Origin of the sequence: Bradyrhizobium sp. S3.2.6, from assembly GCF_040546885.1 — a bacterium.
Taxonomy (GTDB): domain Bacteria; phylum Pseudomonadota; class Alphaproteobacteria; order Rhizobiales; family Xanthobacteraceae; genus Bradyrhizobium; species Bradyrhizobium cytisi.
Genome location: NZ_JBEPOS010000001.1, coordinates 64,148 through 86,568 on the forward strand (window position 1 = coordinate 64,148; position 22,421 = coordinate 86,568).

Consider the following 22,421-nt stretch of genomic DNA (forward strand, 5'->3'; position numbering starts at 1 on the left):
GTAACGCCTCTCGACCGCGCGTGCGGAGTTGCCATATGACCGGACCATGGACAGTCGCATCGAATCCTCTTCGCTCGCCGGCACCGCGCCGGACACCATCGCCATCTCCAACGTCAATCTCTCATTGGGATCGGGGGCGGCACGCGTTCACATCCTCAAGGATATCAGCCTGCGCGTCGGCTCGGGGGAGACGATCGGCCTGATCGGCCCGTCAGGCTCGGGCAAATCCACGCTGCTGATGGTGATGGCGGGGCTGGAGCGTCCTGATAGCGGAGAGGTGGTGGTCAACGGCACGCCTTTCAATGCCCTCGACGAGGACGCGCTGGCCCGCTTCCGCGGCCGCCAGGTCGGCATCGTCTTCCAGTCCTTCCATCTGATCCCGACCATGACGGCGCTGGAGAACGTCGCCGTGCCGCTCGAGCTCGCCGGCAATCCCGATGCCAACAAGCGCGCAGCCGAGGAGCTGCAATCGGTCGGGCTCGGTGATCGCCTGCATCATTATCCAACGCAGCTCTCCGGCGGCGAGCAGCAACGCGTGGCGCTTGCGCGCGCGCTGGCACCCGATCCCGCCATCCTCGTCGCCGACGAGCCGACCGGCAATCTCGACGAGACCACGGGAAAGCAGATCATAGATCTGCTCTTCACCAAGCATGCCGAGCGCGGTATGACGCTGGTGCTGGTCACGCACGATTCCTCGCTCGCGCATCGCTGCGATCGCGTGATCCGCCTGCGCTCGGGCCGCATCGACACGCAGACGACCAAAGCATGAGCATTGCTGTCGAACCGTTTGCGAAGCCGAACGGCGTCGCACTGTCGCTGCGCTACGCGCTGCGCGAATTGCGTGGGGGCCTGCGGGGCTTCTACGTCTTCATCGCCTGCATCGCGCTCGGCGTGATGGCGATCGCCGGCGTCGGCTCGGTGTCGGCGAGCCTGAGCGACGGCCTCGCGCGCGAGGGGCGCACGCTGCTCGGCGGCGACGTCTCCTTCGTGCTGTTCCAGCGCGAGGCCAAGCCCGAGGAAGTTGCCTTCCTGCGCTCGCGCGGCACCGTCTCCGTGGCCTCCACCCTGCGCGGCATGGCGCGCTCGGCCGAGGGCAAGCTGGCGCTGGTCGAGATGAAGGCGGTCGACGACACCTACCCGATGCTCGGCCAACTCACGCTGGCGCCGCAACTGCCGCTGACCGAGCTGCTCGCGGAGCGCGACGGCGCCTTTGGCGCCGCCGCCGATCCGACGCTTCTTGCGCGTCTCTCCCTCAAGATCGGCGACCGCGTCACCATCGGCTCCGCGACCTTCCAGATCCGCAGCAGCGTCGAGGCCGAGCCCGATAAGCTCGCCGGCGGCATCGGTTTCGGCCCGCGCTTCCTGGTCAGCGAGGCCGCCCTGCGCGCCACCGGCCTGATCCAGCCCGGCAGCCTGGTGCGCTGGGTCTACCGGGTGAAGCTGCCGGATAGCGCCAACAGCGACCGTGCCACCGATGCCTTCATTGTGGACGCGCGCAACGCGGCGCCGCAGGCCGGCTGGGAAGTCCGCAGCCGCTCCAACGCCTCGCCGCAGCTCGAGCGCAATATCGGCCGCTTCACGCAATTCCTGACCCTGGTCGGGCTCGCTGCGCTTTTGGTGGGCGGCGTCGGCGTCGCCAACGCGGTGAAGAGCCATATCGACCGCCGGCTCGAGGTGATCGCGGCCCTCAAGGCCGTTGGCGCCACGGGGCGCGACGTGTTCGGCATCTATCTCGCGCAGGTCGTCCTGCTCGCCGGGATCGGTTCGGTGATTGGCCTGGCGCTCGGCGCGGCGATGCCGTTTGCCATCGTCGGCCTGTTCGGCAAGCTGTTGCCGCTGCCGGTGGTGCCGGCCGTGCATGCCGGCGAGCTCGCGCTGTCCTTTGTCTACGGCCTTTTGACCGCGCTCGCCTTCGGCCTGTGGCCGCTCGGACGCGTGCACGACGTGCCGGTCGCCGCGCTGTTCCGCGACACCATCGCTGCCGAATGGCATCGGCCGCGGTGGAGCTACCTCGTTTTCATGGGCGTCGTCGTCGCGCTGCTGGTTGCGGTCGTGATCGGCCTGTCCTTCGACAAGCGCATCGCGGCGGTGTTCGTGGCCTCCTCCGTCGTCGTGTTCGCAGTGCTGCGCGGTGTCGCCGCCGTGCTGATGGCCATCGCGCGACGGCTGCCGCGCACGCGCTTCACCATGCTGCGGCTTGCGATCGCCAACATCCACCGGCCGGGCGCACTGACGCCCTCGGTCGTGCTCTCGCTCGGTCTCGGCCTCGCCGTGCTCGTCACCATCACCCAGATCGACGGCAATCTGCGCCGGCAGTTTTTGGCGGCGCTCCCGGACCATGCCCCGTCCTTCTACTTCATCGACATTCCGAGCACCCAGGCCGCACCGTTCGACGATTATCTGCGCCAGATCGCCCCTGGCGCGAAGGTCGAGGACGTGCCGATGCTGCGCGGGCGCATCGTCGGTGCGCGCGGCGTCCGCGCCGAGGACCTCAAGCCCACCACCGATTCCGAATGGGTGCTGCAGAGTGACCGTGGCCTGACCTACACCGGCGAGCTGCCGAAGGGCTCCAAGGTGGTCGAGGGCGAATGGTGGGGCGCCGACTATTCCGGCCCGCCGCTGGTCTCGATGGAGAAGAAGATCGCCGACGGCCTCGGCCTCAAGCTCGGCGACGAGGTCGTGGTCAACGTGCTCGGCCGCGACATCCCGGCGAAAATCGGCAATCTCCGCACCATCGACTGGCAGGGGCTCGGCATCAATTTCGTGCTGGTGTTCTCGCCGAACGCCTTCAAGGGCGCGCCGCATACCCACATCGCGACGCTGACCGAAGCCGGCGGCGATGCGACCGGCGACGGCAAGATCATCAAGCAGGTGGCGGATGCCTATCCGATGGTGACGAGCGTGCGCGTGCGCGAGGTGATGGAGACGGTCGGCGCGGTCGTGACCAACCTCGCGCTCGCGATCCGCGGCGCCAGCGCCGTGACCCTGATCTCGGCGATCCTGGTGCTGGGCGGCGCGCTCGCCGCCGGTCACCGCCATCGGGTCTATGACGCGGTGATCCTGAAGACGCTGGGCGCCACGCGGCTGCGGCTGCTCGGCGCTTATGCGCTCGAATATCTCCTGATCGGGCTCGCCACCGCCGTATTCGGCGTGATCGCCGGCAGCATCGCGGCCTGGATGATCGTAACCCGGCTGATGACGCTGACCTTCGTCTGGCAGGCCGGCAGCGCGGCCGGCGTGGTGGCCGCCGCCCTGATCGTCACCGTCGGGCTCGGGCTCGCCGGCACGCTGCTGGCGTTGAACAAAAAGCCTGCCACGGTGTTGCGCAATTTGTGACAAAAGGTAGCGGGAGGCTGCGCCGGACCGGAATCGCGCGATTCCCCGCGCTTAACCACGTCTGCTCGTCAGGATTGCGCGCCAAGGGCGACATTCGGCCGCGCGTGGACGGTTGCACCGAATGTGTTAGTTTCCCACATATCGGATGGGTTCGGAGCCCCGATTGTTAGCCAAATTTAATGTCGGCAGACATCGGTATCCGAGATAGAGTTTGACGAACCGGCGGCATGGCGACCCTCATGCCGGACCGGGCCAACCAACGGGAATTCGACCATGTCGGACCTAGACCGCAATTACGCTTCTCCTTTCGGCAGGGCCGCCGGGCGTGTTGACGCCGCGACGGTCGATGCCGGTCTGCGCGCCTATATGCTGCGCATCTACAACTACATGAGCATTGGCCTCGCCATCACTGGCCTCGCCGCACTCGGCGTCTACATGGCTGCCGTGACCGACGTTCCGACCGCGGAAGCCGTCCGCGTCGGCAAGCTGTTCCTGACGCCGTTCGGCTACGCGATGTTCGTGAGCCCGCTGAAGTGGCTGTTCATGCTGGCGCCGCTCGCCATGGTGTTCGTGATCTCGGCTGGCATCAACCGTCTCGCCCCCTCGACCGCCCAGATCCTGTTCTGGGTGTTCTCGGCGCTGATGGGCATCTCGCTGTCCTCGATCTTCCTGGTGTACACGCACACCTCGATCGTGCGGGTGTTCTTCATCACCGCGGCGACCTTCGGCGCGCTGAGCCTCTACGGCTACACCACCAAGCGTGACATGAGCGGCATGGGCTCGTTCCTGTTCATGGGCCTGATCGGCATCATCATCGCGAGCCTGGTGAACCTGTTCCTGGCCAGCACGGCGCTACAGTTCATCGTGTCGGTGGTTGGCGTGCTGGTATTCGCCGGCCTCACCGCCTGGGATACGCAGCGGCTGAAGAACGACTACATCTACGGCTACGCTTCGGCCAGCGGCGACATCGCCGAGCGCGCGGCGATCTCCGGTGCGCTGTCGCTGTACCTGAACTTCATCAACCTGTTCACGCTGCTGCTGCAGCTCCTCGGCCAGCGCGACTAAGCGCCAGACCTGAGAGAACGGATCCGAACCCCGGCCGCGAGGCCGGGGTTTTTGTTTGGGGCCGAGCTGTCCCCACAAACACCGTCATTGCGAGCGAAGCGAAGCAATCCAGACTCCCCCCGCGGATGCATTTCTGGATTGCTTCGTCGCAAGGGCTCCTCGCAATGACGGAGTGCGTGGAAACACCGTTGCCTCTTCCAGCCGCCGCACGAACGCTCTAATCTTCGCCCATGTCCACACCCGATATCAGGCCCACGACCGAGGCCGACCTTCCCGCCATTACCGCCATCTATCAGCAGGCCGTCCGCGAGGGCACCGCGACGTTCGAGATCGAGCCGCCTGACCTCGCCGAGATGATGCGCCGCTATCGCACGCTGGTCGACGGCGGCTATCCCTATTTCGTCGCCGTCCTCGACGGCCGCGTTGCCGGCTACGCCTATGCCGGCGCCTACCGGCCCCGCCCGGCCTACCGCTTCACGGTCGAGAACTCGATCTATCTCGATCCCGCCTTCCACCGCCGCGGCATCGGCGCGCTGCTGCTGGAGCGGCTGATCATCGAATGCGAGGCGCGCGGCTTCCGCCAGATGATCGCGGTCATCGGCGATTCCGCCAATGCCGGCTCGATCGGCGTGCATACCAGAGGCGGCTTCAAGATGATCGGCACGCACCCGAATGTCGGCCTGAAGTTCGGCCGCTGGCTGGATACCGTGATGATGCAGCGCGACCTCGGCGAGGGCGCGAGCACCGTGCCGGCGAAATAACCCGGTCTCGTAGGGTAGGCAAAGCGTAGCGTGCCCACCGCGGCGATTGAGGAGAGATGGTGGGCACGGCGCTTTGCGCCTTTGCCCACCCTACTGCAGCGTTGGTGTGGCTACACCACCGCCAGTTTCCGGTCGATCACCAGCAGCACGCGGTCGAGCTCGTGGCCGCGGCGCAGGATCAGGCCGGTCGCCGCGATCACGCTGTACATGCCCTGCTTGCGGGCCAGTCGCGGATCTTTCTCGATGCGGTAGATCGGCACTTCGGAGGCGCGGCGATAGACCGAGAACACCGCGCGGTCCTTCAGGAAGTCGATGGCATAGTCGCGCCACTCGCCGTCGGCGACCATGCGGCCGTAGAGATTGAGAATTCGGCTCAACTCGAGCCGGTTGAACGTCACCCGGCTCAGTTGGGCATTCGCAGCGGCGGGACGCGCCACTGCGCGCTGCTCGCTCGGATCGGCATCCTCCGGCGTCAAGCTCATGCAGCGCCTCCTGTCGCATCAGCACGACCCGCCTCCGCGAAGACCGTCCCCGGAGCCGCGGATCATGACAATGGCATGATTGCGCCAACTGTTCCCCGCCGCAAGAGGCTCTTGAAGGGCTCTTTTGGAGCGCTCTTGAAGGACCGTGGCTTATCTCGCGGACCGGTTGCGAATCATGACACATGCAACGGTGGAACTCCTCAGCGGCAAACCGTCACGGGATCGTTAGCAGGAATCACAGGATCGCCGCTTTTCCGCCCACCGCCCGCCGCCCTGCACTGCGAAAAGACCTCTGTGCGTTGACCCGGTCCTTTCGGTTCCGGATTCCTCAGCCCCCAGCCCCCCGGGGTCGAACAGGATCGGGTCTGTACGCGCGACAAGGAGGGCCAACGCAAGTTGGTCCTTTTTTGTTTGTGTCGGGGTGTCGCTGGCCGCAATTGCGCACCGTAGTTCGCGCTTCGCGCGCCCCGGAATGACGACAGACAAATTGTCTTGAGACGATCTTGAGCGCGCGTCGCTTCAGTGCAGTGACGTGTACGCCGCGCCCAGCATCGCGCCCGGCTTCTCGCGGCTGCCGTCCTGGACATAGACCACCGCACCATCGACGCCATCGCGCGAGGTGAGATTCTCAAGCGGCACCGTCCAGGTTTCCGGATGTCCGTTCCAGTCGCCGACCTTGAGCAGATTGCGCACCACGTTGTGGTAGGTGATCTGCTGTCCGCGATTCTCGCCGCGGCTGATCTCGATCGGCACCGATTTCGCAATCGAGCAGATCCAGACCTCGCCATGCGAGATCGCCGGCTCGTTGCCCGCGGCCACCGATACATTGATCTGCTTGCCTGCCAGCGACATCGTCACCGGCACGCTCATCACGCCAGTGCCCCTGTCGGTCTTGCCGATCGCGCTTTCGATGCCGGCCCGATCGCTGCCGATGACATGCACAGCGCCATTGACCACGACCTGCGGCGTGTAGACCTCGCGGTCACCGCGCATGCGTGAATAGGCGCGCTGCCGCGCCGAGAAACGCGAATCTGCCAGCGTGTCCTTCCAGCCGAGATAGTCCCAATAATCGATCGGCATGCTCAGCGCGATGATCGAGGGATCCTTGGCGAGGTCGCCGATGACCTTGTCGGCGGGCGGGCAGGAGGAGCAGCCCTGCGAGGTGAAGAGCTCGACCACGGCGCGGGGATCGGCCTGGGCGGGACGAATGACGGCGACGATTGCGCAGATGCCCAGTGCTCCCGACCAGAGTGCGCCGGACCATCGCGAAACCAAATGAGAAGCCATCATTCCAGTCATGTCGAACGTCACATCTCGTCTTCGTGGAGGGATATCCTATCGCCCGATGGTCACCGTAGTCTTACGGGCACGGCGGTCTTACGGGCACGGCGCATTCCGCCCGATGCGAAGTGTCCGCCGGGTGGGCCCATCTGAAGCATGCCGTAATGCACGAAGGCGGCCTTGTGATAGGCCGCCTTTGTTTAACCTTCTACTCACGTCGCAGTGAGCCACCGTTCACAAATTCGCGCTCAGGCCGCGAGCTTGCGCAGCACATAATGCAGAATGCCGCCGTTCCGGTAATAATCGAGCTCGTCCAGCGTATCGATGCGGCAAAGCAGCGAAACGCGCCGCAATGAACCGTCCCCGGACACAATCTCCGCGGTCAGCTTCTGGCGCGGCCTAAGGTCGCCGACGAGGCCACGCAGCGTGACCTTCTCGTCGCCCTTCAGGCCGAGCGACGACCAGGAGGTGCCGTCCTCGAAGGTCAGCGGCAGCACGCCCATGCCGACCAGGTTGGAGCGATGGATGCGCTCGAAGCTCTGGCAGATCACGGCGCGCACGCCGAGCAGACGCGTACCCTTCGCAGCCCAGTCGCGCGAGGAGCCGTTGCCGTATTCGGCGCCGGCGAACACCACCAGCGGCACCTGCTCCTGCTGGTACTTCATCGCGGCGTCGTAGATCGACATCTGCTCGCCGTCGGGCCAGTGCTTGGTGAGACCGCCCTCGGGGATGTTTCCATCCGCGCCCTTGAGCATGAAGTTCTTGATGCGGATGTTGGCGAAGGTGCCGCGCATCATCACCTCATGGTTGCCGCGACGCGTGCCGTACTGGTTGAAGTCGGCGGGCCGCACCTGGTGCTCGCTGAGATATTTGCCAGCGGGCGAGGTGAGCTTGATCGAACCGGCCGGCGAGATGTGATCGGTGGTGATCTTGTCGCCGAACATGGCGAGGATGCGCGCCTCGACGATATCGGTGACCGGCTCCGGCTCCTTCTTCATGCCGTCGAAATAGGGCGGGTTCTGCACATAGGTCGAAGACATGTTCCAGCGATAGGTCTCGCTCTCGACCGTCTTGATCTTGCGCCAGTTGGCGTCGCCCTTGAACACGTCGGCATACTTCTTCTTGAAGATCGCCGCGGTCACGAACTTCTTCATGAAGGCGTTGATCTCCTTCGTCGTCGGCCAGATGTCCTTCAGATACACCGGCTTGCCGTCCTTGCCTTCGCCGAGCGGCTCGACGGCGAGGTTCTTGGTGACGCTGCCGGCGAGCGCATGCGCGACGACCAGCGGCGGCGAGGCCAGATAGTTCGCCTGCACGTCCGGCGAGACGCGGCCTTCGAAGTTGCGGTTACCGGAGAGCACCGCGGCGGCGACGATGCCGTTGTCGTTGATCGACTTCGAGATCTCATCCGGCAGCGGGCCGGAATTGCCGATGCAGGTGGTGCAGCCGAAGCCGACGAGGTTGAAGCCGACCTTGTCGAGATCGGCCTGCAGACCGGAATCGGCGAGATAGCCCGCGACCACCTGGCTGCCCGGAGCGAGCGACGTCTTCACCCACGGCTTTGCCTTGAGGCCCTTGGCCGCAGCGTTACGCGCGAGCAGGCCGGCACCGATCAAGACGCTCGGGTTCGAGGTATTGGTGCAGGAGGTGATGGCGGCGATCACGACGTCGCCGTGGCCGATCTCGAAGTTCTTGCCTTCGACGGCGAAGCGCTTGTTGGGTTCTTCGGTCTTCTTGTACTCGGTGCCGAGCGCGAGCGAAAAGCCTTCGGCGACCGAAGGCAGCGCGATGCGGCCTTCGGGACGCTTCGGACCGGCCATCGACGGCACGACGTCGGCGAGATCGAGCGTCAGCGTTTCCGTGAACACCGGATCGGCCGACTTGGCGGTGCGGAACAGCCCTTGCGCCTTCGCATAGGCCTGCACCAGCGCGACGCGCGGCGCGGCGCGGCCGGAGGTCTTGAGGTAGTCGATCGCGGCGGCGTCGACCGGGAAGAAGCCGCAGGTCGCGCCATATTCCGGCGCCATGTTGGCGATGGTCGCCTTGTCGGCGACGGAGAGATTGTCGAGGCCGGGGCCGAAGAACTCGACGAACTTGCCGACCACGCCGAGCTTGCGCAGCATCTGCGTGACGGTCAGCACGAGGTCGGTCGCGGTGACGCCTTCCTTCATCGCGCCCTTCAGCTTGAAGCCGACGACATTGGGCAGCAGCATCGACAGCGGCTGGCCGAGCATGCAGGCTTCCGCCTCGATGCCGCCGACGCCCCAGCCGAGCACGGCGAGACCGTTGACCATGGTGGTGTGGGAGTCGGTGCCGACGAGCGAGTCGGGATAGGCGACCTCGAAGGTGCCGGTCTTCTTGCCGACCGTCATCTTCTCCTTCTTGGTCCACACCGTCTGGGAGAGATATTCGAGATTGACCTGGTGGCAGATGCCGGTGCCGGGCGGCACGACGGAGAAGTTCGAGAACGCCTTCTGGCCCCACTTCAGGAACTCGTAGCGCTCCTGGTTCTGCTTGTATTCCTCGATGACGTTCTTGCCGAAAGCCTTGTTGTCACCGAAGAAGTTCACAATCACGGAGTGGTCGATGACGAGATCGACGGGGACCAGCGGGTTGATCTTCTCGGCATCGCCGCCGAGGCTCTGCATCGCGTTGCGCATCGCGGCGAGGTCGACCACCGCCGGCACGCCGGTAAAATCCTGCATCAGCACGCGCGCGGGACGGAACGCGATCTCATGCTCCAGCGACTTCTTGCGCAGCCACTTCGAGACCGCGACGATGTCCTCCTTCTTGACCGAGCGCCCGTCCTCGTTGCGGAGGAGATTCTCGAGCAGGACCTTCATCGAATAGGGGAGTTTCGAAATTCCCTTCAGACCATTCTTCTCGGCCGTGGGCAGACTGTAATAGACATAGGTCTTGGCGCCGACCTTGAGGGTCTTTTTGCATTTGAAGCTGTCGAGCGAGGTCATGTAGGAAATCCCAATTGTTAGTTATACCCGGCAAGGGGTATCGTAACACCGTCAGCGCAGCAGGTTAGGTCGCTTGCAGGGGCAGGTTGAGTTGCTGCATCAAGTAGTTCCGGGCTTATAGAAGCTTTCTAACCGCGCCGCCACAGCCACAATCGTACCGCAGCAATTCGCGAGCCAAAAATTCTGATGCGCTACCCCCAGTTTTCCTGAGGCCCGGCTTTGAGCGGGTTGAAACGAGGCGAGATGCGGCTCTCTGGACAGGGGCTCACCTGCGTGCGGGGCGGTCGCGAGGTATTTTCCGGGCTCGACTTCGAGGCGGCCTCCGGCGACGTCGTGGCGGTGGTGGGCCGCAACGGATCGGGCAAGACCTCGCTGCTGCGGCTGATTGCCGGCCTGCTCATTCCGGCTGGCGGCAGGATCGTACTCGACGGGGGCGACGCCGAAATGACGCTGCCCGAGCAATGCCACTATCTCGGCCATCGCGATGCCCTCAAGGCGGCGCTGAGCGTGGCGGAAAACCTGTCATTCTGGGCTGATTTTCTGGGAGGCGAGCGCTGCGGCGCCGCTGAAAGCCTCGCCACCGTCGGCCTCGACCACGCCACCGATCTGCCCGCCGCCTTCCTGTCGGCAGGCCAGCGACGCCGGCTCTCGCTGGCCCGGCTGCTGACAGTCCGCCGCCCGGTCTGGCTGCTGGACGAGCCGACCAATGCGCTGGATGTCGCCGGCCAGGACTTGTTCGGCGGCCTGATGCGCGACCATCTGGCGCGCGGCGGCCTGATCATCGCGGCGACGCATACCGCGCTGGGTATCGCGGCGCGGGAGCTGCGGATCGGGGGGATGGTGTGAATCCGATGGACCCTCAGCTTTCCAAGTGGCCGCACCGGGCTCGTGACCTCAGTCCAGGGGGAGTCTTCGTTGTCGAGACACCCTCTCCCCAACCCTCCCCCGCAAGCGGGGGAGGGAGTGCAGTTTGCTTGGGGGGTGAGCCGGGCTCTCATGGCCGCCTCTCCGCCGGAGACCCCTCATGACCGCCCTCGCCGCCCTGATCCGCCGGGACATCCGGATCGCGCTCCGCGTCGGCGGCGGGGCGCTGATTGGCGTGCTGTTCTTCCTCACCGTGGTGGTGCTGATGCCGTTTGCGGTGGGGCCGGACCTGGCGCTGTTGTCGCGGCTGGGGCCTGCCATCCTCTGGCTCGGCGCCCTGCTGGCCAGCCTGCTGACGCTGGACCGGCTGTTCATGGCTGACCATGAGGACGGCTCGCTCGATTTGATCACGATGAGCCGGACGCCGCTGGAACTGGCCTGCGCGGCCAAGGCGCTGGCGCATTGGCTGGCCGCGGGCCTGCCGCTGATTGTCGCAACCCCCGTGCTGGGCCTGTTGCTCAACCTCGACATGGCCGCGACCGGTGCCGTGGCGCTGACGCTGCTCGCCGGCACCCCGGCGCTGACATTTACCGGCATGATCGGTGCGGCACTGGCGGTGACGCTGCATCGTGGTGGCCTCTTGATGGCCGTCCTGGTGCTGCCGCTATCGATTCCCGTGCTGATCTTCGGCGTTGCGGCCTCGCAGGCCGCGATCACCGGGCCATTGTCATTCGGCGCGCCGTTCTCGATCCTCTGCGCGCTGTCGCTGGTCAGCCTCATCGTAGGCCCATTCGCGGCGGCGGCGAGCCTGAAGCATGGACTGGACTGACCTTGACCCCGATCAACTTTCGCTGCGCACTTTGATGCTGATTGCGTGAGCCCGGACCTGCGATTATCAGGATAGGATGACGCTGATCGATCTCGCCAACCCCACACGGTTCCTCGCGCTGAGTGCGCGGGTGGTGCCGTGGCTTGCGGCCGCGACCGTCATCCTGCTCACGATCGGCCTTTATCAATCCGCCACCGCGCCCGACGACTATCAGCAGGGCGCGACCGTGAAGATCATGTTCATCCACGTGCCCAATGCGTGGCTCTCAATGTTCGTCTGGGGCGTGATGAGCGTCGCCTCGCTCGGCACGCTGGTGTGGCGGCATCCGCTCGCCGACGTCGCCGCCAAGGCCGCGGCACCGATCGGCGCCAGCTTCACCTTCCTCGCGTTGCTCACGGGCTCGCTATGGGGCCGGCCGATGTGGGGCACTTATTGGGAATGGGATGCGCGGCTGACCTCGGTGCTGATCCTGTTCCTGATGTATCTCGGCCTGATGGCGCTATGGCGCGCGGTTGAGGATCCCTCGCGCGCGGCACGCGCAGCGGCCGTGCTGACGCTGGTCGGTGCGATCAATCTGCCGATCATCAAATTCTCGGTCGACTGGTGGAACACGTTGCATCAACCGGCCTCGGTGATGCGCATGGGCGGCTCGACGCTCGACAAGTCGTTCCTGATTCCGCTCCTGGTGATGGCGGTCGCATTCACGCTGCTGTTCGTCACACTGCATCTGGCGGCGATGCGCAACGAGATCTTGCGCCGCCGCGTCCGCTCGCTGCAGATGATGCAGGCGAGCCAGAAAGCCGCATGACGATGTCGCTTGGTCCCTATGCGTCATTCATTGTGACCTCCTATGCTGCCGCCGCCATCGTCGTCGCGATCCTGATCGGCTGGGTCGTGCTCGATTATCGCAACCAGGCCCGACGTCTGCGCGAGCTCGATCGCAGCGGCGTCACGCGCCGCTCGGGCCGCAGCGCGGTGGATACACCATGAGCGAGCAATCGACCCCCGCGACGCCGCCGCGACGCACCTTCCTGATGGTGCTGCCGCTGCTCGCCTTCGTCGCCCTTGCCGTGCTGTTCTGGTTCCGGCTCGGCAGCGGCGATCCTTCGCGAATTCCCTCCGCGCTGATCGGCCGGCCCGCGCCGCAGACCACGCTGCCGCCGCTTGAGGGATTGCAAGCCGACAGCGTGCAGGTGCCCGGGCTCGACCCCGCTGCGTTCGAGGGCAAGGTCAGCCTCGTCAATGTCTGGGCCTCCTGGTGCGTGCCCTGTCACGACGAGGCGCCGCTGCTGACGGAGCTTGCCAAGGACAAGCGCTTCCAGCTCGTCGGCATCAACTACAAGGATGCACCCGACAACGCGCGGCGCTTCCTCGGCCGTTACGGCAACCCGTTCGGCCGTGTCGGCACTGACGCCAATGGTCGCGCCTCGATCGAATGGGGCGTCTATGGCGTGCCTGAGACCTTTGTCGTCGGCCGCGAAGGCACCATCGTCTACAAGCTGGTCGGCCCGATCACGCAGGAGAATTTGCGGACGGTGCTGCTGCCGGAGATGGAGAAGGCGTTGAAGGCGGGATCTTAGCCAAGCCCGTCATTGCGAGGAGCCCTTGCGACGAAGCAATCCAGAGTCCCTCCGCGGAGATATTCTGGATTGCTTCGCTTCGCTCGCAATGACGAGCTGAGAGAGAATTACCCCTTCCTCACGTCTCCCGCCTCGGCCTCGCTGGTCTCCAGCGAGACCGGCTCGACGCCGTAGCGCTTGGTCAGCGGCATCTGGGCGATGGCGAAGATCATGGTGATGGGCGTGACGCCAAACACCTTGAAGTTCACCCAGAAATCCGTGCTCTGGGTGCGCCAGACGATCTCGTTCAGCACCGCCATGCCGGCGAAGAACAGCGCCCAGCGCAGCGTCAGGATGCGCCAGCCCTGCGGGGTCAGGTTGAACATCTGGTCGAACATCACGGCGATGAAGGAGCGGCCGAACAGCAGGCCGCCGCCGAGGATCGCGGCGAACAGGCCGTAGATGATGGTCGGCTTGACCTTGATGAAGGTCTCGTCGTGCAGGACCAGGGTCAGCGTGCCGAACACCAGCACGATCACGCCGGTCACGATTGCCATGATCGGGATGTGGCGCGTCACCACATAGGAGGCGATCATCGCCACCACGATCGCGACCATGAAGGCGCCGGTCGCGGCGAACAAATTGAACTTCGCATTCACGAAGAAGAACACGAGCAGCGGACCGAGCTCGGTCGCAAGCTTGAACAGCGGATGCGGCTGGGTCTTGTCCATTACCTGACCTTTGTTGTTGTCATGCCCCGCGAAGGCGGGGCATCCAGTACGCCGCGCCGCTGGTTGTAGACCACAGGCGGCTCGGAATACTGGATCCCCCGCTTTCGCGGGGGATGACGAAGGAAACCTACGATTCGATTCCGGCGATCGCACGAGCAAAATCGCGCGCGGTGAACGGCGCGAGATCGTCGACGCCTTCGCCGACGCCGATGAAATGCACCGGCAGCTTGAATTTCTCCGCGAGAGCCACCAAAATGCCGCCGCGCGCGGTGCCGTCGAGCTTGGTCATCACGAGGCCCGTCACCCCTGCGGTGCGATGAAAGGCCTCGACCTGCGACAGCGCGTTCTGGCCGACGGTGGCATCGAGCACCAGCAGCACCGCATGCGGCGCCGAAGCGTCGACCTTGCGGATGACGCGCACGACCTTCTCGAGCTCGTTCATCAGCTCGGCCTTGTTCTGCAAGCGGCCGGCGGTGTCGACCAGGAGCACGTCGGTCGCCTGCTCCTTCGCCGCCGTCAGCGCGTTGAAGGCGAGACTTGCCGAATCCGAGCCCTGCGCACCCGCGATGACCGGCGTCCTGGTGCGCTCGCCCCAGACCTTGAGCTGCTCGATCGCTGCTGCGCGAAACGTGTCGCCGGCGGCCAGCATCACCTTGCGGCCTTCGGACGCGAATTTTTGCGAGAGCTTGCCGATGGTGGTGGTCTTGCCGGAGCCGTTGACGCCGACCACGAGGATCACGAACGGCTTCCTGCCCGCATCGATCTCGAGCGGCTTGGCCACCGGCGCCAGCACCTTCTCGACCTCGGTTGCGACCACGTCCTTGACCTCGTCGGCCGAGATCGCCTTGTCGTAGCGCCCGGTGCCGACCGCATCCGCGATCCGCACCGCGACCGAGGTGCCGAGGTCGGCGCGCAGCAGCACATCCTCGATGTCGTCGAGCATGGCGCGGTCGAGCTTGCGCTTGGTGACGAGATCGGCGACCGCAGTTCCGAGCGAGGACGAGGTGCGCTTCAGCCCGTTGGACAGGCGGCGCCACCAGCTCAGCTTGGAGGTCTCGGGGATGGTATCGTTCATGGTGGCGGTGTGTTAGCCGTTCCCGCTGTTAAACGAAAGTCTTGCAATTGCTCGATGTTCCCGAATTGACCGCTGACGAGATTTTGGCGCGCGTGCTCCATCGCGACGGGCTGATGCTGGTCATCGACAAGCCGTCCGGTCTGCCGGTGCATCGCGGCCCCAAGGGCGGCGCCAATCTGGAAGCCTCCTTCAACGCGCTCTGTTTCGGCCTGCCGCGGCCGCCGGTGCTGGCCCATCGGCTGGACAAGGACACTTCCGGCTGCCTCGTGCTCGGCCGCCATCGCAAGGCGACCGCTTCGCTCGGCCTCCTGTTCAAGCATGGCAAGATCGGCAAGACCTACTGGACCGTGGTCGAGGGCGGCCCTGCCGAGGACGAAGGCACCATCGACATGCCGCTCGGCCGGCTCAATGCGGAGCGCGGCTGGTGGCAGAAGCCTGACCCGGAGGGGCAGAAGGCCGTCACGAACTGGAAGGTGATGGGCCGCGGCGAGGGCTTCACCTGGCTCGCCATGGAACCGGTGACGGGGCGGACCCATCAATTGCGGGTGCATTCGGCTTCGACCGGCTGGCCGATCTTCGGCGATAACATATACGGCCGCGGCCCGCGCTTCGGCGAGCCGAAGCTGCACCTGCATTCTCGCGAGATCGTGGTGCCGATCTCCCGAAACAAGGAGCCGGTCCGCGTCGTCGCACCGGCCCCGCCCCACATGCATGAGAAGCTCCGCGCCTGCGGCTGGAACGGGGAATAACCCCTTCCCCGAGCCATGGTTTACGAAACGTTCAGTGCTCGTCTCTAATGATAGCGGTTGCTTAGAACAAGCTTCCGTCATCCGCTCAGGACGAGCAACGCGTCATGTCCAATGCCGAACTATCGATCATCGACGAGGTTGAAGCCGCCATTCTTCTCGGTTCGGCGGAAAAGGGCCTCGAAACGGCCCGGCGCGTCACCGACCTGTTCCTGTCCTCCGCCGGAAGTTTTGACGACGAGCAGATCGCGCTGTTCGACGACGTGCTCGAGCGCCTGATCGGCACCATCGAGCTGCGCGCCATCGCCGACATGGGCGCGCGCGTTGCGCTCGCCGAAATCAGCGCCCAGCTTGCGCCGATCGCGCAGGCCCCGCCCTCCGTCATCCGCCGCCTCGCCAACAATGACGAGATCCGCATCGCCGGCCCCGTGCTGCAGGAATCCGCGCGCCTCGACGACGGCGAGCTGGTGAAGATCGCATCATCCAAGGGCGAGCCGCATCTGCTCGCGGTCGCCGGCCGCTGGTGGCTGAAGGAGATCGTCACCGACGCGCTGCTGGCGCGCCGCTATCCGAGCGTCAGCCGCCGTCTCGCCGCCAATCCCGGCGCGCGCGTTTCGGGCAACGGATTCACCGTTATTGTCGGCCAGGCCGAGTCCGATCCGGAGCTCGCCGTCAGCGTCGGCGTCCGCGTCGACCTGCCGTCGGAGCTGCGCCGCCAATTGCTGCGCTCGGCGACGGACACGGTTCGCACACGATTGCTGTCGCGCGCGCCGCCCGATCTGTTCGATGAAATCCAGAGCGCGATCGCCGCCGTCACCGTCGGCGTCGCGCGCGAGATGTCGGGGGTCCGCGATTTCGAGGGCGCCAAGCGCGCGATCGCGAATCTCAAGGCATCCGGTCAGCTCAATGAGGCGACGCTGCTCGGCTTCGCCAGGCAGCGGCGCTACGAAGAGGCCGTGGCCGCGTTGGCGGCATTGTCAGGGTCAACGGTCGAGGTGATTCGCCCGCTGATGCAGAGCCTGCGCGAAGACGGCCTGCTGGTGCCGTGCAAAGCGGCGCAGCTGAGTTGGGAAACCACCGCCGCCGTGCTCGAAAGCCGCTTTGCGACAGGTGCAATGAAGCCGGCGGATGTTGCGAGGGCGCAGAGCAATTTTGCACGGATGTCGCCGGAGAATGCACGACGCACGCTGCGCTTCTGGCAGGTCCGGGCGTCGTAATTTTCCCTCTCCCCTTGTGGGAGAGGGTGGCTCGCCGCGCAGCGGCGAGACGGGTGAGCGGTCTCTCTCCGCGTGTGAGTCTCTCGCAACAGAGCTCGCTGAAGCAACCCCTCATCCGGCGCTTCGCGCCACCTTCTCCCACAAGGGGAGAAGGGAAGAGACAGCGGATTATGTCGTCAGCCGCTCGCCATCGCTGCCGGCAATCGTGAGCGGCACGACGCTCCCCACGCGCTTGCCCGCAATCGCCACCGGCAGATAGTGCTCGGTGCGCCCCTGGCCATCGCTCTCGATCAGCACCTCACGCGTCGCGCCGATCTCGGCTTGCAGCCGCTGCCGCAACGCTGCCTCGCCCACTGCGCGCAGCCGCTTCGCACGCGCCTTGATCGCTCCGCCGGCGACCTGCGGCATCCGCGCGGCCGGCGTGCCGGGGCGCGGTGAATACGGGAAGACGTGCAGGAACGTCAGGCCGCACTCCTCGACCAGATCAAGCGAGCGGGAAAACATCTCCTCGGTCTCGGTCGGAAAGCCCGCGATGATGTCGGCGCCGAAGACGATGTCCGGCCGCAGCCGACGCACCTGATCGCAGAAGAGGATCGCATCCTGCCGCGAATGCCGTCGCTTCATGCGCTTCAGGATCATGTCGTCGCCGGATTGCAGCGACAGGTGCAGATGCGGCATCAACCGCGCATCGCTGGCGATGGCATCCAACAGATCGCGATCCGCCTCGATCGAATCGATCGAGGAGATGCGCAACCGCTTCAGCTCCGGCACGTGCTGCAGGATCTGCCTGGTCAGCAGGCCGAGCTTGGGTGCGCCCGGCAGATCGGCACCGTAGCTGGTGAGATCGACGCCGGTCAGCACGATCTCGGCATGGCCGCGCTCGACCAGCGCCCGCACCTGATCGACCACCGCGCCCATCGGCACCGAGCGCGAATTGCCGCGGCCGTAGGGAATGATGCAGAAGGTGCAGCGATGGTCGCAGCCGTTCTGCACCTGCACGAACACGCGCGGCAGGCCGCCCGCATAGCCGTCGACCAGATGCGGCGCCATCTCCTTCACCGCCATGATGTCGCTGACGGCGATTTTCTCGCTTGCGCCAAGATCGAAGGCGTCGCGCGCCTCGCGCCAGGCGTCGCTGCGCATCTTGTCGTCATTGCCGACGACGCGATCGACCTCGGCCATGTCCGCGAACATGCTGCTTTGTGTCTGCGCTGCGCAGCCGGTGACGACGATGCGTGCACCGGGCCGTTCGCGCTTCAACTTGCGGATCGACTGGCGCGCCTGCGCCACCGCCTCGTTGGTGACGGCGCAGCTGTTGATGACGATGGTGTCTACGAGCCCCGCGCCCTCCGCCTCGCGGCGGATCACCTCGGCCTCGAAGGCATTGAGGCGGCAGCCGAAAGTGACGACCTCGACAGCCATTACCCGGCCGGCGCGAACAGCGCCGGATCGAAATTGCCTTCGTATTCGAAGGTCGCGGTGCCCGTCATCAGCACGTGGTCGTCGCGCTCGCGCCATTCGATGCCGAGCTTGCCGCCGGGCAGCGTCATCTCGACCTTGCGGTCGGTGCGCTTCAGGCGCGCAGCCGCAACCGCAGTCGCACAGGCCGCCGAGCCGCAAGCCCTGGTGAGACCCGCACCGCGCTCCCAGGTGCGCATCGTGATGTGCTCGCGATCGACAATGTGGGCGAGCGTGATGTTGGCACGCTCGGGGAAAATCGGATGATTCTCCAGCAGCGGACCAAAGCGCTCGAGATCATAGGCGTTGACGTCGTCGACCCAGAAGATCGCGTGCGGATTGCCCATGCTGACCACGGACGGCGAATGCAGGATCGGCTTGTCGATCGGCCCGATCTGCAATTCGATGTAGCGAGTGTCGCGAAACTCTTCCGCCAGCGGAATATCCTGCCACCCGAATTTTGGCGCGCCCATGTCGACGGTGTAGAGATCGGCTGCCGGGCCCTGCCAGGCATTGAGCAGGCCGGCCGCGGTCTCGAAGGTCGCCGTGGTCTGCCCGCTCTTCCCAAAAATCTGCCGCACCACGCAGCGCATGCCGTTGCCGCAGGCGCCGGCTTCCGAGCCGTCACTGTTGTAGATGCTGATGAAGGCTTCGGTGCCGTCGAGCCGCGGCTTCTGGAGCACCATGAGCTGGTCATAGGGCACGCCGCCGTGCGCGGAGGCCACCGCGCGGGCATCGTCCGGCGTGACCTTCCCGGCGGAATCGCGCATGTCGACAACGACGATCTCATTGCCGATGCCGTTCATCTTGGCAAAAGCGTGGTTGGCCAGCGCGCTCATGAAAATTCCCGAATTTCGCCTGCCTTATATGGCGATCCTTGCCGGCTTGGCCAGTGTTTTGCCGTCGAGACCAGGACGCCCACCATGACGCCTGCCATGACGCATCTGTCATGGGACGAATTCGGCGCTCGCGTGTTAGAACGGCGCAGTTCGCGCGAACCGGGATGCGCGGCCGGGTTAAGGCCTTGGTGGGCAAGGTCTGGGGAGAATAAAATGAACACTTTTCGTCGTCTCGCTCTGGCCGCATTGATCCCGGCAGTCGCGCTGTCGCTTAGCCCGTCCGGCGCTCCGGCGCAGACCCCGAGCCCGGCGCCCGCCGCGTCGGCTAGTCCCTCGCCGGCCCCGTCAGCCGCGCCCGCCCCGGCTGCAAGTGCCTCGCCTGCGCCCGCGGCAACTCCCTCGCCGGCACCATCGCCAGCGGCCAGCGCCTCACCGTCGCCGGGCCCGGCGGCACCCCCGCCCGCCGCGTCCGTTACGCCCGCCCCGGTGCAGACCGCCGATCCCTTCGGACTGGAGACCACGCTCGAGGCCAAGAAGGTCGTGATGGTCAAGGGCACCGCCAATTGGGACTCGGCCTTCGACACGCTGGTCGACGCCTTCAAGGCGCTGAACGCGCTCTTGGACAAGCAGGGCATCAAGCACGCCGGCAATTCGATGATCGTCTACACCTCGACCGACGACACCGGCTTCACCTTCCTCGCCGAGATTCCGGTCGAGCAGGACCCGAAGAACCTGACCAAGGACATGAGCATCGGCAAATCGCCGGAGGGCAAGGCGCTGAAATTCGTCCATCGCGGCTCCTACGACAACATGGACAACACCTATGAGGCGATCACCAATCACCTCGACGACAAGAAGCTGGAGGCCAAGGACACGTTCATCGAGGAGTACCTCACCGATCCCTTGAAGACGGCCGAGGACAAGCTCGTGATCAATGTGTTCGTTCCGCTGAAGTGAGTCCGATGAAAAAGCCCGCCGCCCTTTTTACGTCCCTCGTTACGTCCCTTGCCGCAATCTTCGCCGCCATGCTGCTGGCCGCGCCCGCGCTCGCCGACGATTTTCCGTCCGCCATCTCCGTGAGCGGCGAGGCGACCGTCTCGGCTGCACCCGATCTCGCGCACATCGATGCCGGCGTCGCCAATGATGCCAAGTCGGCGAAGGAAGCCTCCGACGCCAATAACGCCGCGATGGGCAAGGTGCTGCTGGCGCTGAAGGGCGCCGGCATCGACGAAAAGGATTACCAGACTTCGCGGCTGTCGCTGCAGCCACAATACGCGCCGAACCGCTCGAACGGCGCCTCGCCCGTGGTCAGCTTCCGCGCCTCCAACCGCGTCACCGTAAAAATCCGCGACGTGACCAAGGTCGCTGGCATCATCGACACGCTGGTCAGCGCCGGCGCCAATGACATCGGCAACATCTCGTTCGAGGTGACGCAAGCCTCAAAGCTGCTTGACGACGCCCGCGGGCAGGCGGTCGCCGACGCCCGCCGCAAGGCCGAGATCTATGCCAAGGCCACCGGCGTCACGCTGGGCGCGCCGCTCAGCGTCTCCGAAGGCGGTGCTCCCATGCCGCTGTTCAAGGGCCGCATGGCCGCAGCCCCGATGGCCGCGCCTGCTGCCGTTGCGCCGGGTGAGGAAACGCTGTCGGTGACGGTGAATGTGAGCTGGGCGATCAAGCCGAAAGAGCAATAACTCTCGTGTCCCGGACGCGCTGCAGCGTGAAACGCTGCTGCGCAGAGCCGGGACCCGGAAAGCGACACGATACAATACGTCGACATGTGCCCCGGCTCTGCAGCGCATCGTCGAAGAGACGCTGCGCTGCGTCCGGGGCACGAACTGTGTGCGTGGCGAGACCTAAATCTCCACCACCTGCCCGGGCTTCATCGCCACGAACCGCTCCTGCGGAATCTTGGCCGCATCGAGCGCTTCCACCAGCGCCTTCTCCGGCGCGTCGATCGCTTCATCGGTGAGCTGGAACGTGCCGTGATGATGCCCGAGCGCCTGTTGCGCGCCGCAATCATCGAGCGCTTTCACCGCATCTTCCGGGTTCATGTGCTGATCGCGCATGAACCAGCGCGGCTCGTAGGCGCCGATGGGAAGAATCGCCAGACGCAGCGGCCCGTGCTTCTCGGCAACCCGACGAAAATGTCCGCCGTCGCCATAGCCGGAATCGCAGACGACGTAGATTTTCCCCGCAGGCGTCTCCAGCACAAAGCTCGCCCACAGCGCCTTGTTGCGGTCGAACATGCCGCGCGCCGACCAGTGCCGGGTCGGCACCAGAGTCACGGCGACACCGCTACCGAGCTCGACGCGCTCGTGCCAGTCTAACGCTTCCGCCTTGATCGAGGAATCGCTGCTGCGCATTGTGACATCGTTGCCGAGCGGGGTGACCACGCGCGGCGCAAAATTTTTCGCAAGCCGCGACAGCGTCGCGATGTCGAGATGATCGTAGTGCCCGTGCGAGACCAGCACGACGTCGATCTTCGGCAGCTTCTCGAAGGCAATGCCGGGATCGTTGTGGCGTTTTGGTCCGGCCCACCCCACCGGCGACACCCGCATCGACCAGACGGGATCGACGAGGATGTTGAGGCCGCCGGTCTGGATCAGCCAGCTGGCGTGGCCGACGAAGGAGAACCGCGCCCTGTCGCCATCGACGCGCTCCGGCGGGGTGTCGGCATGGGGGCTCGGCGCCCAGTCCGGCCATTTCGCGCGCTTTTGGCCGCCGCCGAACTGCCAGCGGAACACCTCACCGAGCGATCTCGGCGGCGCGCCGTCCGGATCGAAGAAGTGCAAGCCGTCGAAATGATCGGAGACCGGGCCGTCATAGGTTTTCATGCGGGAGATCCAAAGGGGAACACCGACCAGCGCACTGGCCCCGGCAAGCAGTCCGAAGATGCGGCGGCGGGTGATCGGCACGGGGCGGGCTTCATGGATGGTTAGGACGGTCGGACATCACCGCCTATATGGGCGGGACCGCCGAAAAAGGAACCCATCGCCGGAAACGCCCTGTTTTCAAGACCTTGCCCTGGCAAAGCCATCCCGCCACCCTAACTTTCCTTGACTTTTGGGCGTGAGCGGCGTTTAACCCCGCCACTTTCTCGGAAAGGCTTTCTTTTCGACCCGCCGCCTGGCCCTCGAGGCCGGAGGTCAACGCCCGACAGCGCGATGCGCCCTCGGGCGCAAAGGTGTTTGGACTTTCTTCTCCCTCGC

General features: G+C 65.4%; 21 protein-coding genes. 13 read left to right on the forward strand and 8 right to left on the reverse strand.

What is annotated here, in order from left to right:
• The first annotated feature begins 46 nt into the window (after positions 1-46).
• The 4 genes from ABID58_RS00280 (at position 47) to ABID58_RS00295 (ending at position 5,162) form a co-directional block, all read left to right on the forward strand.
• Positions 47-769 (forward strand): ABC transporter ATP-binding protein, encoded by a 723-nt coding sequence (locus tag ABID58_RS00280; RefSeq protein WP_148755116.1) that lies wholly within the window; start codon positions 47-49, stop codon positions 767-769.
• Positions 766-3,336 (forward strand): ABC transporter permease, encoded by a 2,571-nt coding sequence (locus ABID58_RS00285; protein WP_354031122.1) that lies wholly within the window; start codon positions 766-768, stop codon positions 3,334-3,336. The genes ABID58_RS00280 and ABID58_RS00285 overlap by 4 nt, the downstream gene beginning before the upstream one ends.
• Positions 3,337-3,609: 273 nt before the next feature.
• The gene (locus tag ABID58_RS00290) at positions 3,610-4,401 is read left to right on the forward strand and encodes a Bax inhibitor-1/YccA family protein (protein WP_354031123.1); all 792 of its coding nucleotides are present in this window, start codon (positions 3,610-3,612) and stop codon (positions 4,399-4,401) included.
• Positions 4,402-4,631: 230 nt separating this feature from the next.
• A complete protein-coding gene (locus ABID58_RS00295; protein WP_354031124.1) occupies positions 4,632-5,162 on the forward strand; it encodes a GNAT family N-acetyltransferase in 531 nt (176 codons plus the stop codon).
• A 110-nt stretch (positions 5,163-5,272) separates the two neighbouring features.
• On the opposite strand, the gene ABID58_RS00300 is transcribed toward ABID58_RS00295, so the two are convergent.
• From ABID58_RS00300 to acnA, 3 genes are all read right to left on the reverse strand, one after another.
• The gene (locus tag ABID58_RS00300; protein WP_148755112.1) at positions 5,273-5,644 is read right to left on the reverse strand and encodes a DUF2794 domain-containing protein; all 372 of its coding nucleotides are present in this window, start codon (positions 5,642-5,644) and stop codon (positions 5,273-5,275) included.
• A gap of 519 nt (positions 5,645-6,163) precedes the next feature.
• On the reverse strand, positions 6,164-6,943 hold the full coding sequence (locus ABID58_RS00305; RefSeq protein WP_148755111.1) for a DUF1223 domain-containing protein: 780 nt from the start codon (positions 6,941-6,943) through the stop codon (positions 6,164-6,166).
• A gap of 230 nt (positions 6,944-7,173) precedes the next feature.
• Positions 7,174-9,894, reverse strand: a complete 2,721-nt coding sequence (gene acnA / locus ABID58_RS00310) for an aconitate hydratase AcnA (protein WP_354031125.1) — start codon at positions 9,892-9,894, stop codon at positions 7,174-7,176.
• Between the two features lie 243 nt (positions 9,895-10,137).
• Here acnA and ccmA point away from each other — a divergent pair, with 243 nt between their 5' ends.
• From ccmA to ABID58_RS00335, 5 genes are all read left to right on the forward strand, one after another.
• Positions 10,138-10,740 (forward strand): heme ABC exporter ATP-binding protein CcmA, encoded by a 603-nt coding sequence (gene ccmA / locus ABID58_RS00315; protein WP_354031126.1) that lies wholly within the window; start codon positions 10,138-10,140, stop codon positions 10,738-10,740.
• Positions 10,741-10,918: 178 nt separating this feature from the next.
• On the forward strand, positions 10,919-11,587 hold the full coding sequence (gene ccmB, locus ABID58_RS00320; protein ID WP_148755108.1) for a heme exporter protein CcmB: 669 nt from the start codon (positions 10,919-10,921) through the stop codon (positions 11,585-11,587).
• 76 nt (positions 11,588-11,663) lie between these two features.
• A complete protein-coding gene (locus tag ABID58_RS00325) occupies positions 11,664-12,395 on the forward strand; it encodes a heme ABC transporter permease (RefSeq protein ID WP_148755107.1) in 732 nt (243 codons plus the stop codon).
• A complete protein-coding gene (ccmD, locus tag ABID58_RS00330; RefSeq protein WP_148755106.1) occupies positions 12,392-12,577 on the forward strand; it encodes a heme exporter protein CcmD in 186 nt (61 codons plus the stop codon). The genes ABID58_RS00325 and ccmD overlap by 4 nt, the downstream gene beginning before the upstream one ends.
• Positions 12,574-13,167, forward strand: a complete 594-nt coding sequence (locus tag ABID58_RS00335; RefSeq protein ID WP_354031127.1) for a DsbE family thiol:disulfide interchange protein — start codon at positions 12,574-12,576, stop codon at positions 13,165-13,167. The genes ccmD and ABID58_RS00335 overlap by 4 nt, the downstream gene beginning before the upstream one ends.
• 107 nt (positions 13,168-13,274) lie before the next feature.
• Here the strand turns inward: ABID58_RS00335 and ABID58_RS00340 are convergent, their stop codons facing one another.
• Together ABID58_RS00340 and ftsY are read right to left on the reverse strand one after the other, a co-directional pair.
• The gene (locus tag ABID58_RS00340; RefSeq protein WP_148755104.1) at positions 13,275-13,877 is read right to left on the reverse strand and encodes a septation protein A; all 603 of its coding nucleotides are present in this window, start codon (positions 13,875-13,877) and stop codon (positions 13,275-13,277) included.
• 127 nt (positions 13,878-14,004) lie between these two features.
• Positions 14,005-14,952, reverse strand: coding sequence for a signal recognition particle-docking protein FtsY (gene ftsY / locus ABID58_RS00345; protein ID WP_354031128.1), 948 nt, complete (start codon positions 14,950-14,952; stop codon positions 14,005-14,007).
• 47 nt (positions 14,953-14,999) lie between these two features.
• Here ftsY and ABID58_RS00350 point away from each other — a divergent pair, with 47 nt between their 5' ends.
• Both ABID58_RS00350 and ABID58_RS00355 read left to right on the forward strand, forming a co-directional pair.
• A complete protein-coding gene (locus ABID58_RS00350) occupies positions 15,000-15,701 on the forward strand; it encodes an RluA family pseudouridine synthase (RefSeq protein ID WP_187435308.1) in 702 nt (233 codons plus the stop codon).
• Between the two features lie 104 nt (positions 15,702-15,805).
• Positions 15,806-16,915, forward strand: coding sequence for a DUF2336 domain-containing protein (locus tag ABID58_RS00355; RefSeq protein WP_148755102.1), 1,110 nt, complete (start codon positions 15,806-15,808; stop codon positions 16,913-16,915).
• Positions 16,916-17,083: 168 nt separating this feature from the next.
• On the opposite strand, the gene mtaB is transcribed toward ABID58_RS00355, so the two are convergent.
• Both mtaB and dapF read right to left on the reverse strand, forming a co-directional pair.
• A complete protein-coding gene (mtaB, locus tag ABID58_RS00360; RefSeq protein WP_354031129.1) occupies positions 17,084-18,337 on the reverse strand; it encodes a tRNA (N(6)-L-threonylcarbamoyladenosine(37)-C(2))-methylthiotransferase MtaB in 1,254 nt (417 codons plus the stop codon).
• Positions 18,337-19,212, reverse strand: a complete 876-nt coding sequence (gene dapF, locus ABID58_RS00365) for a diaminopimelate epimerase (protein ID WP_354031130.1) — start codon at positions 19,210-19,212, stop codon at positions 18,337-18,339. The genes mtaB and dapF overlap by 1 nt, the downstream gene beginning before the upstream one ends.
• Positions 19,213-19,425: 213 nt before the next feature.
• Here dapF and ABID58_RS00370 point away from each other — a divergent pair, with 213 nt between their 5' ends.
• Positions 19,426-20,169 carry a GyrI-like domain-containing protein gene (locus ABID58_RS00370; protein WP_148756087.1) on the forward strand — a complete coding sequence of 248 codons (744 nt, stop codon included), beginning with the start codon at positions 19,426-19,428 and terminating at the stop codon, positions 20,167-20,169.
• 5 nt (positions 20,170-20,174) lie between these two features.
• Positions 20,175-20,903, forward strand: coding sequence for an SIMPL domain-containing protein (locus ABID58_RS00375; RefSeq protein ID WP_354031131.1), 729 nt, complete (start codon positions 20,175-20,177; stop codon positions 20,901-20,903).
• Positions 20,904-21,065: 162 nt separating this feature from the next.
• Here the strand turns inward: ABID58_RS00375 and ABID58_RS00380 are convergent, their stop codons facing one another.
• Positions 21,066-22,127: an MBL fold metallo-hydrolase gene (locus ABID58_RS00380; RefSeq protein ID WP_354031132.1), complete on the reverse strand. Its 1,062-nt coding sequence runs from the start codon at positions 22,125-22,127 to the stop codon at positions 21,066-21,068.
• Positions 22,128-22,421: the final 294 nt, after the last annotated feature.

Excerpts from the sequence above, each read along its gene's own strand:
- ABID58_RS00280 (WP_148755116.1), top strand. The coding sequence starts at position 47 with ATGGACAGTCGCATCGAATCCTCTTCGCTCGCCGGCACCGCGCCGGAC.
- ABID58_RS00285 (WP_354031122.1), top strand. The coding sequence starts at position 766 with ATGAGCATTGCTGTCGAACCGTTTGCGAAGCCGAACGGCGTCGCACTG.
- ABID58_RS00290 (WP_354031123.1), top strand. The coding sequence starts at position 3,610 with ATGTCGGACCTAGACCGCAATTACGCTTCTCCTTTCGGCAGGGCCGCC.
- ABID58_RS00295 (WP_354031124.1), top strand. The coding sequence starts at position 4,632 with ATGTCCACACCCGATATCAGGCCCACGACCGAGGCCGACCTTCCCGCC.
- ABID58_RS00300 (WP_148755112.1), bottom strand. The coding sequence starts at position 5,644 with ATGAGCTTGACGCCGGAGGATGCCGATCCGAGCGAGCAGCGCGCAGTG.
- ABID58_RS00305 (WP_148755111.1), bottom strand. The coding sequence starts at position 6,943 with ATGACTGGAATGATGGCTTCTCATTTGGTTTCGCGATGGTCCGGCGCA.
- acnA (WP_354031125.1), bottom strand. The coding sequence starts at position 9,894 with ATGACCTCGCTCGACAGCTTCAAATGCAAAAAGACCCTCAAGGTCGGC.
- ccmA (WP_354031126.1), top strand. The coding sequence starts at position 10,138 with ATGCGGCTCTCTGGACAGGGGCTCACCTGCGTGCGGGGCGGTCGCGAG.
- ccmB (WP_148755108.1), top strand. The coding sequence starts at position 10,919 with ATGACCGCCCTCGCCGCCCTGATCCGCCGGGACATCCGGATCGCGCTC.
- ABID58_RS00325 (WP_148755107.1), top strand. The coding sequence starts at position 11,664 with ATGACGCTGATCGATCTCGCCAACCCCACACGGTTCCTCGCGCTGAGT.
- ccmD (WP_148755106.1), top strand. The coding sequence starts at position 12,392 with ATGACGATGTCGCTTGGTCCCTATGCGTCATTCATTGTGACCTCCTAT.
- ABID58_RS00335 (WP_354031127.1), top strand. The coding sequence starts at position 12,574 with ATGAGCGAGCAATCGACCCCCGCGACGCCGCCGCGACGCACCTTCCTG.
- ABID58_RS00340 (WP_148755104.1), bottom strand. The coding sequence starts at position 13,877 with ATGGACAAGACCCAGCCGCATCCGCTGTTCAAGCTTGCGACCGAGCTC.
- ftsY (WP_354031128.1), bottom strand. The coding sequence starts at position 14,952 with ATGAACGATACCATCCCCGAGACCTCCAAGCTGAGCTGGTGGCGCCGC.
- ABID58_RS00355 (WP_148755102.1), top strand. The coding sequence starts at position 15,806 with ATGTCCAATGCCGAACTATCGATCATCGACGAGGTTGAAGCCGCCATT.
- mtaB (WP_354031129.1), bottom strand. The coding sequence starts at position 18,337 with ATGGCTGTCGAGGTCGTCACTTTCGGCTGCCGCCTCAATGCCTTCGAG.
- dapF (WP_354031130.1), bottom strand. The coding sequence starts at position 19,212 with ATGAGCGCGCTGGCCAACCACGCTTTTGCCAAGATGAACGGCATCGGC.
- ABID58_RS00370 (WP_148756087.1), top strand. The coding sequence starts at position 19,426 with ATGAACACTTTTCGTCGTCTCGCTCTGGCCGCATTGATCCCGGCAGTC.
- ABID58_RS00375 (WP_354031131.1), top strand. The coding sequence starts at position 20,175 with ATGAAAAAGCCCGCCGCCCTTTTTACGTCCCTCGTTACGTCCCTTGCC.